The 14,223-nt window shown below is 58.7% G+C and carries 11 protein-coding genes and 1 pseudogene; 4 read left to right on the forward strand and 8 right to left on the reverse strand.

The annotated features are described in order from the left end of the window. Nucleotides 1-88 precede the first annotated feature (88 nt). From RMO15_RS01850 to RMO15_RS01865, 4 genes and pseudogenes are all read left to right on the forward strand, one after another. A pseudogene (locus tag RMO15_RS01850) lies at nucleotides 89-994 on the forward strand (glycosyl hydrolase); the annotation flags it as partial. 30 nt (nucleotides 995-1,024) lie between these two features. Next, nucleotides 1,025-1,198 carry a glycoside hydrolase family 30 beta sandwich domain-containing protein gene (locus tag RMO15_RS01855; RefSeq protein ID WP_309707307.1) on the forward strand — a complete coding sequence of 58 codons (174 nt, stop codon included), beginning with the start codon at nucleotides 1,025-1,027 and terminating at the stop codon, nucleotides 1,196-1,198. A 5-nt stretch (nucleotides 1,199-1,203) separates the two neighbouring features. Continuing rightward, a complete protein-coding gene (locus RMO15_RS01860) occupies nucleotides 1,204-2,430 on the forward strand; it encodes an ankyrin repeat domain-containing protein (protein WP_309707278.1) in 1,227 nt (408 codons plus the stop codon). 64 nt (nucleotides 2,431-2,494) lie between these two features. Next, complete coding sequence (locus RMO15_RS01865; protein WP_309707280.1) at nucleotides 2,495-3,760, forward strand: lactate racemase domain-containing protein; 1,266 nt, start codon at nucleotides 2,495-2,497, stop codon at nucleotides 3,758-3,760. Here the strand turns inward: RMO15_RS01865 and RMO15_RS01870 are convergent. From RMO15_RS01870 to RMO15_RS01905, 8 genes are all read right to left on the reverse strand, one after another. Further along, the gene (locus RMO15_RS01870) at nucleotides 3,744-4,796 is read right to left on the reverse strand and encodes a cellulase family glycosylhydrolase (RefSeq protein ID WP_309707282.1); all 1,053 of its coding nucleotides are present in this window, start codon (nucleotides 4,794-4,796) and stop codon (nucleotides 3,744-3,746) included. The genes RMO15_RS01865 and RMO15_RS01870 overlap by 17 nt on opposite strands. After that, complete coding sequence (locus RMO15_RS01875) at nucleotides 4,793-5,206, reverse strand: hypothetical protein (protein WP_309707284.1); 414 nt, start codon at nucleotides 5,204-5,206, stop codon at nucleotides 4,793-4,795. Before RMO15_RS01875 ends, RMO15_RS01870 begins: the two co-directional genes overlap by 4 nt. A gap of 519 nt (nucleotides 5,207-5,725) precedes the next feature. Next, on the reverse strand, nucleotides 5,726-6,280 hold the full coding sequence (locus RMO15_RS01880) for a molybdenum cofactor guanylyltransferase (protein ID WP_309707286.1): 555 nt from the start codon (nucleotides 6,278-6,280) through the stop codon (nucleotides 5,726-5,728). A gap of 370 nt (nucleotides 6,281-6,650) precedes the next feature. Further along, the gene (locus tag RMO15_RS01885) at nucleotides 6,651-8,861 is read right to left on the reverse strand and encodes a molybdopterin oxidoreductase family protein (protein ID WP_309707287.1); all 2,211 of its coding nucleotides are present in this window, start codon (nucleotides 8,859-8,861) and stop codon (nucleotides 6,651-6,653) included. Between the two features lie 168 nt (nucleotides 8,862-9,029). Further along, nucleotides 9,030-10,436, reverse strand: a complete 1,407-nt coding sequence (locus RMO15_RS01890) for an alginate export family protein (protein WP_309707288.1) — start codon at nucleotides 10,434-10,436, stop codon at nucleotides 9,030-9,032. A 13-nt stretch (nucleotides 10,437-10,449) separates the two neighbouring features. Next, on the reverse strand, nucleotides 10,450-11,736 hold the full coding sequence (locus RMO15_RS01895; RefSeq protein WP_309707289.1) for a hypothetical protein: 1,287 nt from the start codon (nucleotides 11,734-11,736) through the stop codon (nucleotides 10,450-10,452). A 52-nt stretch (nucleotides 11,737-11,788) separates the two neighbouring features. Further along, entirely contained in the window at nucleotides 11,789-12,850 is a 1,062-nt protein-coding gene (locus tag RMO15_RS01900) for a hypothetical protein (RefSeq protein WP_309707290.1), read from the reverse strand. Then, a complete protein-coding gene (locus RMO15_RS01905) occupies nucleotides 12,844-14,199 on the reverse strand; it encodes a nitrate/nitrite transporter (RefSeq protein WP_309707291.1) in 1,356 nt (451 codons plus the stop codon). Before RMO15_RS01905 ends, RMO15_RS01900 begins: the two co-directional genes overlap by 7 nt. Nucleotides 14,200-14,223: the final 24 nt, after the last annotated feature.

The following is a 14,223-nucleotide window of genomic DNA, read 5'->3' on the forward strand; positions in this document are numbered from 1 at the left end:
CTTCACAGTAGAAAATGGAGTGGCTAACTAATCTATTCTACACCAAAGAACTGGAACTTGATTTTGGACGACTACTAAGACGCGGCAGGCGACTCTTAAGGCGCTCTTTGACAGTAAAACGGGCAATGGCTTTGCGGTGCTGCGCCTCTGCATCGGGGCCTCAGACTTCAACCACGACGGTAGCTACACCTACTGCGACACGCCCGACCCGACTCTGGCGGCGTTTTCGGTGGAGCGGGAGACGCGCTTTCTGATTCCTTTGCTCAAAGAGATCAAGAAAATCCAGCCCAAGCTGACCCTAATCGCCTCGCCATGGAGCGCTCCCGCGTGGATGAAGACCAGCAAGAGCCTCAACGGCGGCTGGCTGGAGTGGGCGCACTACGGCACCTACGCGCAGTATCTCGTGAAGTACCTCAAGGCCATGGCGGCTGAGGGAATCTCTATCGCCTACCTCACGCCCCAGAACGAGCCGCGCCACGAGAGCGACAAATATCCCTCAATGCGCATGGAGCCTGCGGATCAAGCTCGCTTTATCGGGGAGCACCTCGGGCCTGCCCTCAAGAAAGCGGGACTGGCGACGAAGATCCTCTGCTGGGATCATAACTGGGACGGCATTGACTTTCCCCTAGCCGTCCTCGCCGACGAGAAAGCGCGGGCGTTCACAACGGGCGCGGCTTTCCATGGCTACGGCGGCGAGGTCGGTGCGCAAGCCAAGGTACAAAGTGCCTACCCGGGCAAAGAGATCCACTTCACCGAGAGCTCCGGCGGCGACTGGGCCAAGGACTTTGGCGGCAATCTCCGCTGGGACCTGACCAACCTGCTACTCGGCTCGGTGCGCTACGGGGCGCGGTCGGTGCTGAAGTGGAACCTGGTTCTCGATGAGAACCACGGCCCGCAAAACGGCGGCTGCACCGACTGCCGCGGAATCGTCACGCTGGATCGCAAGACGGGAGTGGTCACCAAAAACGAAGAGTTCTACGCCTTCGGCCATCTCGGGCGCTTCGTCCCCCCCGGCTCACACCAGATCAAAGCCAGCACGCTCCCCAACCTCCCCTCCGTTGCCTTCCTCCGCCCCGACGGCCAGTGCGTCTTGATCTGCTGCACCGAAAAAGAGACGAGCTTTGCCCTGCACCACCAAAATCGAGTCGCTGCTGTGAAGGTTCCTGCTGGCGGTGCACTCACACTTATTTGGAAGTAATCCAAATGCAAACACCCACTACGAAGCAGCTCATCATCGCCATCAAGAAACATGACTTGGTGACAGTAACACGACTCCTGGAGACGGGAGCTGATCCCAACGGTCACGAAACACTCTACACCCTCCCGAGTATTCGTGAGAACACAGAAGGTGGCAAACCCTACCCCGGCGACACACCTCTCCTGACTGCCACCGGGTTCCGCGAGTTGCCGATGGTTCGCCTCTTGCTCAAGAAAGGCGCGAATGTCAATGTGCAGGGTGTAAATGGAACGACACCTTTGATAGAAGCAATGCGCCCTGACGAGCCTGATATAGCTAAACTCCTCCTGGAGCACGGGGCCAAACCAGATCTAGCGACGATGTGGGGAACGACCGCACTAGTGGAAGCCGCAGGCTATCCTTCCCGGAGCAAGCACCTTGCGCTGTTGATTCGTGCGGGGGCGAATCCCAATGGAGTCGCCGGTCGCACCCCGCTTCAAGCAGCGGTCGAGATTGACGATGCGGATAACGTTCAGCAGCTCTTGCGAGGTGGTGCGAAAGTTAATTTTCAGCGCCCGGGCTTTGGAACAGCTCTCTACTATGCTCAAGACAATGCAGACATCGCCGCGCTTCTGCGCAAAGCAGGTGGGAAGCTACGTCCACCAGCTAGGGAAAAGTATCCAAACAACAAGCCATCCTCCCGACCATCTGAGGCACGCCGACAAGTTACGCCACGGGAGCAAAAACTCACTTCAGAAGACAGCCTCGTCCAGGAGTGTGTCCTGACCGATTTCTTGGCCTACCATGGCAAAGACTTATTTTTTCTTAATGACAAAGCGACCTCCTTATGGGTGATTAACATGACCCAACAATTTTCTGTGAATCACGAAACACAGATTGATATGGATCTTGAAAACGAACAAGCGCTCGCCGTTACCCTAGCGATGCGTGAAAGCCTTTTTGCCCGAAATGGCACCTCGGTTTCCCTAGCAGACTGGAAACCAAACTCCCCTGCCATTCAGTTACGCGATCAGAAAGCCATTACAGCAGCCACAGGCAGGTTTGGTGAGAAAGAGATCGCCGCACGTGCGTACGTGCGTCTCGCTCTGCCCGGTTACAACCCACAGCACACGGCAGCAGTCGTCCGTTTTTCGTTTGGCCCCACGCCACACGGTGCGTCCGGAACCTATTTTTTAAGACAGAATCAGGGCAAGTGGGTGATCACTTGGCGACGTTTTGCCTACTACGTCTGACAGTAATCTGGAGTGTCCCCTTGTGCTGACATGGCTTGTTCCCGTCGAGTAGAATAGAGCTACTATGACAGAGAACACATTTGGTCTGGGCTTCACCGACCGCACGCTCACCGAGCCTGAGGTGGCGCAGATTGTGGGGCAGGCGCTGGCTCCGCTGGAGCTCGCAGGCAAACGCCTCTTGCTGATCATCCCCGATGCCACACGCACCGCGCCAGTCGGCTGGCTCTTTCGGGAGATCTACGCCCAGACCCACGCCGCGGGAGCGCACCTAGACATCATGATCGCGCTGGGCACCCACCGCGCCATGACCGAAGACGAGATCTGCCAGCGGCTGGAGATCACGCTAGAGCAACGCCACGCAACCTACGGCTCGGTGTTGTTTTTGAACCACGCCTGGGACGATCCGAGCGCACTGGCGTCTCTGGGGACGATCCCGAGTGAGGAGATCGCCGCGCTCTCGGATGGCCTCTTTGCGATGGACGTGCCGGTGCGGATCAACAAGATCATCTACGACTACGACCGGTTAATGATCCTTGGGCCGGTCTTTCCGCACGAGGTCGTGGGCTTCTCGGGGGGCAATAAGTATCTCTTTCCGGGCATCTCCGGCCCGGAGGTGCTGAACTTTTTCCACTGGCTCGGGGCGGTGATTAGCAACCCGCTCATCATCGGGCACAAGTGGACTCCCGTGCGCAAAGTGGTGGATAGAGCTGCGGCTATGGTGCCCACGCCACGCACCGCGTTCTGTATGGTGGTCGAGAAGGGAATGCTGGCCGGGCTCTACGCGGGCTCGCCGGAAGCGGCCTGGGACGCTGCCTCCGATCTGAGCGACCAGCTTCATATCACCTACATGCCCCGCGCGTTTCACACCGTGCTCTCCTGCGCCCCGCCCATGTACGACGAGCTCTGGGTAGGCGGAAAGTGCATGTACAAGCTAGAGCCCGTGGTCGCCGATGGCGGCGAGCTGATTATCTACGCCCCGCATATCCACGAGATCTCCGTCACCCACGGCGCGTTTATTGAGCGCCTCGGCTACCATGTCCGCGATTATTTTCTGGCGCAATGGGACAAGTTCAAAGATGAGCCCTGGGGCACGATGGCCCACTGCGTCCATGTCAAGGGCGTCGGCACTTACGAAAACGGCATCGAAACCCCGAGGGTCACAGTGACGCTGGCCACTGGTATCCCCGAAGAGGTCTGCAAGAAGATCAACCTGGGCTACCGCGACTGGCGCACGATCAACGTGGACGATTACAAAGACCGCGAGGACGAGGGAATTTTGTATGTCCCCAAAGCGGGCGAGATGCTCTACAGAGTTAGAGCGAGCGAGTGAGCTTTTTGGCTCTGAAGTACTCAAGCCAGCGCCGGGTGATCACGCTACCGATGCTCGGCTTTTTCTCGCGGGCTAGCTCCTCTATCGTCTTACCCCAGTAAAACCCGATCCAGCCGTCGGCGAGCTTGCGTGAGCCCTCGATAAAGGCATCCAGCTCTGGGACGCTACATTCTAGCGGGAACATCTCCTCAATGACGAGCGGTTTACCAATGGCATAGGTTGCCAGGGCAGTGAGGGCTTTTTCGACCTCACCCTTCTTGGGATAGAAGTGGACACTGACAAAGTCTAGCTTCTGCCCGACTTCTTTGGTGTAGAACTGCGGCTTCGCGCCGGGGAAGACCTGCGCCCAGGGAATGACACCTAGCGTGATTAGGCGCTTCGGATCCTGCGGGCGGATCGCGCTCACAAGTGTCTCGATCCAGCGCCGGGCGACATCGTCTTCGGTGCGTCCCGCCAGATCGAGCGTGATGCGCTGCACGAAGTTCTTGCCACCAAACTCACCCACCAGCCACTCTTTCTCTTTGGTCTCTTTGGTTCCCGGGCTAGGCACGACCGGCTCATTCATCAGATCGTAGCAGAAGATCGCCGGGCTACTCGTACAGACTTTTGCAATCGCGGCCCAGAACACGGCTTGCGCCTCCCATCGTGCACTCTCAGAGAGTGCGTCGTACCAGACAGGAACCTCCTTTTTATGGTAGCAACCCAGCCCCGTAATATCCAGGTAGAGGCCCGTCGTCTCCGCCAGAGTGACCAGTCGTGCGAGCTGCTTCAGCGCCTGTGGATCGGGCTCCTTCGCCGATCTCAGAAACCGCCCTACCTGAAGATGCACACGAACCACATTAGCACCTAGCGCCTTCATCTCCTGGAAATCCCCAACAACGGTAGGCCACTCCCGCTCCCAATAGTCTTCAAGCAAGCGGCCATTGGCATCGTGATCGTAGTTGAAGCCCCAGGCCAGAAAGCGTTCTCCAGAGTTCTCGTAGGCAAAGTGCCTGCCATCTTTGCTGAGACGAATCGGTTCGAGGGGGGCGTTCATTTTGTTGCCTCCAGCGCCTTGAGATAGTCTCGATCGTAGGGTCCGTTCCCGAGCTCACGAATGAGCATGCTGGGCAGGTCTTGCTTGTACTCTGCAAAGCAGGCGGAGCAGCCCAGCGCAATCGCGGCGACGGAGTCGGTGTCTTTGGTGAAGGCAATGGTAGCGCGGAGTAAGTCGGACTGTTTGCTGCAGGCGAGCAATGCGGTCAGGGCGGCACGGACGGTGGAGATCCCATGGAGCGAAACCTCGCCGTACCATGGCCGGCTCCATGGCATTCTGGGGACGTGTTTCTCCAAGAACGCCGCTAGCTCGCTGAGCTTTCCAAGCCGCTTGAGGCCAAAGTGTGCCATCAGCCTCACAGCCTGCTGGGGAGTCAGCTCTTCGTTTCTGGGTCGCGCAAAACCGCTCATTTTCGCTGATCGCCTCTGGTCGTATTTTATCCCGGATTATCTGACAAGCCTAATCGGTCTCACGGCGACTCCTGCCCTGCATACATCGGAGATTTTCGGCCCTCCGATCTTCACCTACAGCTACCGTGAGAAAGGCGGCAAGGAGCACGAGTTGCCTGTTCACCACAGTGCTGAGGAGTACCTGGATGCGTACCTGTAGGCGGCGGGTATCGAGGGGCAGAAGAAGACTCCCCTCTTTCGCGTCAGCCTAGGGCGCAGCCGCACTCTGAGTGAGCGCTCCTTATTACACTCGACGAGATAGAGAAGATTCAACTTTGACCAGTACTCTAGGCCCTGAACAAAAGGGTCGTAGGAAACTCAACTGATTTTAGGGTCGGTGGTACAAAGATAGATAGACGGGTTTCTTGCACGGGGAGCATAGGAAGCTGGCGACGCTACCTGCTTCCCATCTAGACTGTCTGACCATTACCTTTTTACGAGTCCGTTTTCAGTCGGTTCATTGAGCATATCTAGGAAAGACTACGCCGACGATGCGATAATGGTGTCTGGGGTATTGACGTTTCGTAACTGGGGAATCATCGCATCAGGTAGTGGTATTTTGGCTACTCCCATGCGTTCTAATAGGTGGTGCATCGAGCGCTTACCACCCCGCAACATGTCCTCAGCCAGCTCCAGACATGCAGGCGAATAAATCGCAAAAAGCGGCTCTAGATGAATATCCCCTTTGTCGATTCGTGCAACCACAAGACCACTCGCCTCGGAGTGCGCTTGCCAGCTCTCCAGCAGCCATGCAATCGCGTCGTAGCGAAGATCGGGCAGGTCACAGGCAAGGAGCAACACAGGTTCAGAAACTTCTCGGAATAATGTCACGATGCCCCCAAGTGGCCCCTGACCGGGAAGAGCATCTGGGAGAAAGGTGACATCACTAGCAATAGATGGAATGCGAATGTGTCCTACCACAACAATCGGGAGGCCAGCGGGTCGGCAGGCTTCGACGACCAACGGTAGAAAGATTTCAGCTTTATCCCGCCCAAACCGAGAGCTCTTCCCTCCCGCCAAGATCGCAATCTTCATGTGCAAACGGTCTTGTGACGCTCGGCGAAACCCGGTGGAGGCGCAAAGGTTTCGGTAGACTCTTGGGCCTCTTTAGGCCGGGGGTGCACACATGGGAAGTCCTTCTCCACAAAGAACCGATAGTTCTCTACCGTGAAATAGACCCCTTCCCTCTCTGGGCAAGAAAGCTCTGTTAGGGATGCCACGCTCAAAGTCACGGAGAGAGAGCCTGGTGTTTCCGATACAAGAGTACTTTCGTCACCAGGCCCAACACATACCTGCCAGCCTCCAGGGAAGGTAGCTTGCTCACACACACTGCCGCCTTCCTGAAGCAACGTAAACTCACCGGGCGTGATCCGTAATCTCAGAGAGCTTTCCATCCAGCGTACTTTCATGATGCCGCCTCTTGCTCCGCCTCAGTAGCCTCTTCTTGAGTGGCGGGCCGCACCCGGACAGCACTCACCTTAAACTCAGGAATTTTGGAGATGGGATCTAGGTTTCGCGCCGTGAGGATATTGGCAGAGCGGCCGCCACCCCAGTGGTAGGGAATAAAGACCGTGTCAGCACGGATCGTCTTGACAATGCTCGCCTTAAAGGTCGCCTTGCCCCGACGGCTCTCCAGGGTTACCCACTGGCTCTGCGCGATGCCCAAACGCGTGGCCAGCTCAGGATGGATCTCCATGAGCGGCTGGGGGTACTGCTTGACCAGTCCCGCGATGCGGCGGGTTTGCGTGCCGGAGAGGTACTGGCTCACGACCCGCCCCGTAGTTAGCCAGATCGGGTAGTCCGTGTCCACGACTTCAGCGGGCGGGCGGTAGGTGATGGGGTGGAAGTGTGCCTTGCCATCAGGAGTATGGAACTTATGGTCCTCAAAAAGGCGCGGCGTGCCGGGATGGTCCTCGGTGGGGCAGGGCCAGAAAATCCCGTTGTTTTTCTCGATCTTCTCGTAGGTGATCCCGCCGTAGTCCGCCGTGCCCCCGTGCGACGCACGCCGCAGCTCGGTGAAGATCGCCTCGGGGGAGTCGAACTGAAGGCCCTTCTCTCGACCAAGCCGCTGGGCAATGGCCTGGAGAATTTGCCAGTCCGCCTTAGCCTCACCCGGCGGATCCACGGCCTTACGGATCCGAATCACCCGGCCCTCCGCGCTGGTGCTCGTGCCTTCGTCTTCTTCGTGGAGGGCACTTGGCAAGACAATATCGGCGTGCTGGGCGGTCTCGGAGAGGAAGAAGTCCATCACGGTGTAGTGCTCCAGCCGCTCCAGTGCCTCGCGGGTGAAGTTGGCATCGGGGAGCGAGACCAGCGGGTTGAAGCAGAGCGAGAGCAGCCCCTTGATCTCGCCGTCGTGGATGGCATTCATGATCTCCTGCGCCGAGAGTCCCTTGCCGGGAATCTCACTCTCCAGGACGCCCCACACCTCGGCGATGTACTTGCGGTGCTCAGGGTTGGTGATATCGCGGTTGCCGGGGAGCTGGTCGCACTTGTGGCCGTGCTCACGCCCACCCTGGCCGTTGCCCTGCCCGGTGATCGTCCCGTAGCCACAGCCCGGCCTGCCGAGTCGGCCGGTCGCCAGGACAATATTAATGCAGGAGAGGACGTTCTCTACGCCCTTGCTCTGGTGCTCGATACCACGGGCATGCAGTAGAAAACTGGTCTTGGCGGGTCCCCAGAGCTCGGCGGCTTTAACAATCAGCTCCGCCGGAACGCCCGAGTCGCGCTCGGCTTTATCGGGGGTGTAGTCAGCAACAGCGGCTTTTGTCTCGTCCCAGCCGCTCGTGTAGCTTGCGATAAACGCCTCATCGGTCCAGCCACGCTCGATCAGGATATGAAGAATCCCGTTCATCAGCGCCGAGTCGCCGCCGGGGCGCACGGGGAGATGCAGGTCGGCGGTGCGTGCCAGCGGCGTGACACGCGGATCCACCATGATCAGCTTCGCCCCTCGATCCCGCGCTCGCCAGATATAGTCGGTAGTGATGGGCGAGCACTCCGCGATATTGCTACCGGTGACGAAGATAACATCCGCGAGCACGATATCGTCCCAGGAGTTGGCCGCCCGGTCGATTCCGAAGGCTTTCTTGTTGCCCGCCCCCGCCGAGACCATGCAGAGCCGCCCGTTGTAGTCGAGATTGGCGGTCTGGAGCGCCAAGCGTGCGAACTTCCCGACGAGATAGGACTTTTCGTTGGTCAGTGAGACCCCGGAGAGCATCGCAAATGCATCGTTGCCGTAGGTCTTCTGAATCCGCTGGATATGGCCCACGGTTGTATCGAGGGCCTCATCCCAGGAGATGCGCTCAAAGCCTCTCCCTTCCACGCGCTTCATGGGATGGAGCAAGCGATCCGGGTGCTCGTTTTGCAGGTAGCGCAGGATTCCCTTGGGGCAGAGCTTGCCCCGGTTAAACGGGAAGTCCTCGCGCGGCTCAAAGCCAATCACTTTGTTGTTTTTGACCTTGAGGTTGATGCCACACTGCTGCCCACAGAAGCAGCAGTGTGTCGCCACCAGCTTGTCAGCCTCGCCGGGGTAGCCCCAGCCCCCTGGAGGAGTGGCGTTGAGGTGCGGCCCGAACTGCTCAATCAGGCTGGCCATGGGAAGAGAGAGTTTTGCCATATTTTTTGTTATGCCCTCCGGGCATTGCCCGATAAACACAGGGACGGTAAACGTCCCGCTCTGGGGCGCTTCGCGCCTCCTCCTCGTTCCTTGTCGGTAAAATCCCGAGCGGAGCGAGGCGGCGGAGGGACGACGCCCAAGAGCCCCACGTTTATCGTGTGGGCACCTTTAGAGTTTGTAGTTTATCTCTCCGTAAGCAAAAAAGCCTTTGCTATCCGGGTAGATGCCTTTCACAACCGTGTTGCCCAGCAGGTGCCCGACATAGACCGAGGCGCTGGTGCGCTTGTCAATGGTTCGGTCCGCGCTCAGATCGATAATATCCGCGAGCTGCGTACCGCCGCTGGGGTTGGTGCGCCCAATCAGGCCAAAGCTACCGGCGGAGAGGAACGGCCCCCCGGCGGCGTACCAGTGGTCGGCGGCTTTGTCGAGCGAGACCCGGTGAAGATCGGCACGGAGCGTGGTCTTCTTGTCGGGGCGGACAAGGGCCTGAATGAAGAGATCGCGACTGTTGGCCTCGGCGAAGAACGGGGTGCGGGCGTAGATGCGCGGCGTGTTGAGGATCGGCGCAAAAGTCTGGTGTTTGCCGTCGCTGGGGTTGCTATCACCGGAGTAGACATCGTAGCCGACACGGAGCCAGGGAGCATTTTTCGCCTTCTTGGGCTGCCAGCCAGCCTCCAGTGAGTAGGCGTGGGCCTGCTGGAATTGCGTGCCCCAGTCGCCGCTCTGGACGGCGGCCCAGCCTAGGACATCCCACTTCCCATTTGCGTTCTCTCCCGTTTGGGCGTAGTGCCCCCCGAGCGTGAGAAGCCGGATGGTGTCTTTGTCTGCGGCGGTCTCGGCGGCAGCGCGGTTATCCACCTTGGTGACTCCCTTGCGCCCGTCTTCATAGAGAAGCCCAAAGAAGCGCTGGTCGCTGGTCTTGGTGGTGTGCGTGGCAGCAGCGTAGCCAAAGTGCACCGACGTGAGCGTCGGCTGGCCGTTGAGATCAAAGACACCGGCGGTCGGGTAGGCCGCGACAGCGGTGAGGTTGTCCGTGCCCTTGGTCTTGCTGTAGTGCACGCCATCAAAGCTGCGCCCGACATGGCTCCAGCCGAATGTCCCGATCAGGCGCTGGCTGACCCGCTGGCTTTTTACCCAAGCGAGAGTGGGGTTCTCCGGGACAGACTCGCTGCCGTCGTTGAACTCGAAGCGCCCGGCGCGGATTCCCCGGAGTTTGTCCTGGTAGAAGGCTTGCTTCACAAAGAGGCTACTGGTCTGGTTGGCATTGAAGCCCCGGTAGAGTGCTCCCAGCCCGAGTCCGCCCTGCGGCGCGGGAGCCGTAGCGCGGGTGGGTAGGCTAAAGAGCGCGGGAGCCTCTAGCTCGACCGTCGCGCTGCTGGTCTTGGTGGAGCGGGTGGCCCCGTAGCGCAGGGTCACGCCCGTAAAAGTGTAGGCGTTCTGGAAGCTGCCGGTCGCGGGCTTAAACCAGTCCCAGGCTTCCTGGCGCACCCGGATCGAGCCTGAGTACGTTGTCGTCTGTGCCAATGCCCCCGTAGAAAGAAGTGCCGCACTAACAATTGTCAAAACTGTACGCATGATAAAAGTCCTCCTAGTGACTTGCCGGTAGAAAACCGGGTTTGGTTTCCTGTAAAATTTCCTGAACTGCCTGACGATCCGTCGCGCTCAGGTGCGAGAAAGCGGTGCTCTGATCCTTACCTCTCAAGATGTCGGTCAGGCGTCGCGCAAGCTGCTGGCGTGCCTCGACAGGCAGACCGTCGAAGGACTCGGAGTAGATCAGATAGCTGCATGGATAGCGCAGGAGACGTTTGGTGAGATCAAGCTGGTAGAGCGAGCGGCCGTGCTTGTCTTTAGGGCCACGTGCGGAGAACTGCGCCTCAAAACCCGCCGTCCCGCTCACGGGAGCTGACAGCTCCGTTGCACCGGAGAAGAGTAATGCTTGTACCAGAGGCTCGCAAGCACTCTCAATACGCCGTATCGTGCTCTCATTATGTCTGTGATCGTTGGGAGTTTCGTTCAGCTGCACCTCGTCACGGAGGGCATCTTTGATACGGAAGGTGACTTTCGTCATGAGGTTGTGCAAATGCGACTGGTGCTCTAGCACCATAAGTGCCGCAATATCTGAGTGGGGCGTCAGATAGGGTTTCGTATCGAAGTAACGGCTCAAGTCCAGGTTATTGGCCCCTTTTTCCCGATCCAGCTCAATCACATTGTCGTAGTGTCTGGCGATGACATTGCCCATGTGGCGCATCGTGCCATGCCGTCCACTGACATACCAGCCACCCCAGCGCTCTTTAATCGGGCTGTGATCACTGGTCAGAAACGTCCCCTCACTCAGATCGGGGTAGCCATCGGCCATCGGGTAGACGGAGCGAATGGCAAGACCGGGTATGTTCTCCGTCATGGGGGAGCTATGGCACTGGAGGCACTCGTATTTCTGGCGAACAAACTTTGGTTTCTCCGTGGGGCGCTGGGGAAGCGTGTAAAAGATCGTCCCCCAAGTCGGATCCTGCACGGCTGCCTCCACCATAACGCCCTCTTGGCACCAGGCGATGTAGCATGCATCGTTGAAGTAGAGTGCACGCGGTGTCTTGGGGGAGATTCTCTCAATCTGGAGACTTGTCTTAGAGAACACTAGAGTCTGGGTGCGAGGCGATATTTGCAACTCTTTGAGGACGGAGTCAAGGTAGCCATGTCTTCCCCAGGCCAGCTTCACACTTCCTGCATCCAGCTTCTTCTGAAGCCGCGCAATGGGATCATCTACAGAGGCACTCAGATACTGTGTCATGGTATCGGGCGAGTCACCTGCTTTCTGGAAGTTCGCAAAAGCGGGGATCAGTCCCAGCAGAGGGAAAATTAGTATGAGCCAGCGTTTCATAGTGTGAGTATATTCGGACATGATTATCCTGTTATCTGCCCATCGGCAGATTCTACAGAAATCCAGGTCCTCCAATAAGTTCAAGCTGATTTGCCGCCAGCAGGCGGCGACGGCAGGTGGGGCAGACATCCTGGTAGTGCCCGCCGTCCTCAAGAGTCTGATCAAAGCCCAGCTGTTCCAGCACGAGCTTTAGGTCATTCACCTGCATCTGCGAGGCGTAGTCCACCGCGCAGACACGGCAGTGGGCGCGAGCTGATGCCCTTCCTTCTTCCTTGTAGAACTGCACCCCGATATTGGCCGGGCGCTGGAAGACATGGAAGAACTTGCCAAAGGGCATGTAGAGCAGCGTGATAATCACGCTGAAGGCATGCAGGGTCGCCAGGAAGCTGTAGTTGTGTCCGTGCATCCAGACCGCACTAGCAGTGAGCATCAGGCCCGTCAGGCAGACTGCAAAAAGCAAGATCAGCGGGAAGAAGTCGTTGGCGAACTGCTGAACGGTCAGCGCACCCGGGTCGTAGAGGCGGCGCTTGAAGGCAAAGCCCATACCGACCAGAATCGCGACCGCGCAGAAGTCTAGGATATGGAAGATCACCCAGCCAAAGAGCGAGTGCGCGGGAAACGACATCGCCGCGAAGCCGAACACGAACGTGATGTACTTGGCGGGATCGCTCGGGTCGGCCTCAAATGCCACCCAGCCAAAGACCAGCGGGAAAGTCACGGCGCAGGCGATAAGAAATCCCCAGGAGATCAGGAAGTGAGCTACCCAGCGTGTGTGGCTACGCTTCTCGATGAATGTCTGGGCAATGAGATTGTCCCAGGCGAGCCGAACCAGGTGCAGGCAGTTTTTCACAACGTGCGAGGGCCGCAGAAAGAGCTTCCAGCCGCGCTTCCAGTAGAGCGCCGTGGGGGGCTTCTCCAGCCAGACGCTAAAGCGATAGACCACCCCAAAGGTCGCAAAGATACACGCGCAGGTGTAGGCGATAAGCGCGGGGTCGAAGCGCGCCATACGCCCCGAGCCCACATAGACCGCAACCACGTTCAGGAAGGCCGCTCCGGACGCCCACAAGAGCGCCCGGCGGTCGAGGCCAAAGCTACGGGAGCCTGGCTCTAGCATGGCTTCTCCGCCCCCTTCCGGGTGTAAAAGTGCCAGTTGAGCACCAGGCAGAAGAGATAGAACACCGCCGCTCCCCAGAAGAACGCCGTCGGGCTGCCCGTTGCGCCGAGGATAGCGCCGATGGACGATGCGAAGAGAAACGGGCCGTAGGCGGCAATCGCCGAGGTCCAGCCGATCACGCCTGATGCCTGCCGAGGCGGGAAGATCATGGGCATCTGCTTGAACGTGCTGGCGTTGCCGATCCCGCTGAAGAAGAACAGCCCAAGCATGGTCCAGAGAAAGCCCCCGAACTGATCCACCGAAGTAGGAGCCGTGTAGCGGGTGGCGAGCACCGCGCAGACCGTCAGCCCGATCCCCGAGAGCATCGTGACTTTGGCTCCCCCGATCTTGTCGCAGATCGGGCCGAAGAGAACGCGGAGCAGTGCCCCCAGAAACGGCCCGATAAAGGCGTACTTGAGGGCATCGGGCGCATCAGGAAACTTGCCGTAGAGCTCCTTGATCATCAGCCCAAACGATGCCGAGAAGCCGGAGAAAGAACCAAAGGTCATGATATAGAGCGCCGTCATGATCCAGGTATGCTTCTCCTTGAAGATATCAGTCTGCTCTCTAAACGTCGCTTTTACGGGCACGGAGCGCAAGGCAACCCAGGCCCAGATCGCACCGATAATGATCAGCGGAATCCAGATCAGGAAGGCGTTCTGTAGGTGGAGCGGCTTGTCGTGGATATTCTTCTTGGGGTCATTGAAGAGCTGCGTGCCTCCGACCATCGCGATACCGATCACGATGGGGGTCACAAACTGCACCACACTGACCCCGAAGTTGCCGATCCCCGCTTGAATCCCCAGCGCGGTACCGAGCTGCTTTTTCGGGAAAAACAGACTGGTGCTGGGCATAAACGAGCTGAAGTTACCTCCGCCAAGCCCGGCGAGAAAGGCTAGGAGCATTAGCACCGAGAACGGGGTCTCCGGGTTCTGAATCGCCCAGGCCCAACCGATACAGGGCACGAGCAGAAACAACGTTGAGATCGCCACCGTGTGCCGTGTCCCGAAGATCGGGATCAGAAAAGTGTGGATAATGCGAAGCGTCCCCGCGGCTAGCCCGGGCATTGCCGCGAGCCAGAAAAGCTGGCTCTTATCGAGCTTGAAGCCGATGCCCGTGAGGCGCACCAAGACCGCGCTGACCACGAACCAAGTCGCAAAGGCCAGCAGCAGGCAGTAAGTCGTCACCCAGAGCGTCTTCCAGGCCGTGGCTTTTCCGCCCGCCTCCCAGAAGCCGCTGTCCTCAGGTTTCCAGTCGGAGAGCCAGCTTGCGCCCGTGCGCACGGCCTCCGGCAGAGATTGTGTTGCCATCGTTTTGTCCTTCCAACCTCTCCT

It is taken from the genome of Armatimonas sp., from assembly GCF_031410135.1.
Classification (GTDB): Bacteria; Armatimonadota; Armatimonadia; order Armatimonadales; family Armatimonadaceae; genus Armatimonas.

Bases quoted from the DNA above. Each gene is read 5' to 3' on its own strand.
- RMO15_RS01860 (WP_309707278.1), top strand. From the start codon at position 1,204: ATGCAAACACCCACTACGAAGCAGCTCATCATCGCCATCAAGAAACAT.
- RMO15_RS01895 (WP_309707289.1), bottom strand. From the start codon at position 11,736: ATGAAACGCTGGCTCATACTAATTTTCCCTCTGCTGGGACTGATCCCC.
- RMO15_RS01905 (WP_309707291.1), bottom strand. From the start codon at position 14,199: ATGGCAACACAATCTCTGCCGGAGGCCGTGCGCACGGGCGCAAGCTGG.
- RMO15_RS01875 (WP_309707284.1), bottom strand. From the start codon at position 5,206: ATGAGCGGTTTTGCGCGACCCAGAAACGAAGAGCTGACTCCCCAGCAG.
- RMO15_RS01870 (WP_309707282.1), bottom strand. From the start codon at position 4,796: ATGAACGCCCCCCTCGAACCGATTCGTCTCAGCAAAGATGGCAGGCAC.
- RMO15_RS01865 (WP_309707280.1), top strand. From the start codon at position 2,495: ATGACAGAGAACACATTTGGTCTGGGCTTCACCGACCGCACGCTCACC.
- RMO15_RS01900 (WP_309707290.1), bottom strand. From the start codon at position 12,850: ATGCTAGAGCCAGGCTCCCGTAGCTTTGGCCTCGACCGCCGGGCGCTC.
- RMO15_RS01890 (WP_309707288.1), bottom strand. From the start codon at position 10,436: ATGCGTACAGTTTTGACAATTGTTAGTGCGGCACTTCTTTCTACGGGG.
- RMO15_RS01885 (WP_309707287.1), bottom strand. From the start codon at position 8,861: ATGGCAAAACTCTCTCTTCCCATGGCCAGCCTGATTGAGCAGTTCGGG.
- RMO15_RS01880 (WP_309707286.1), bottom strand. From the start codon at position 6,280: ATGAAGATTGCGATCTTGGCGGGAGGGAAGAGCTCTCGGTTTGGGCGG.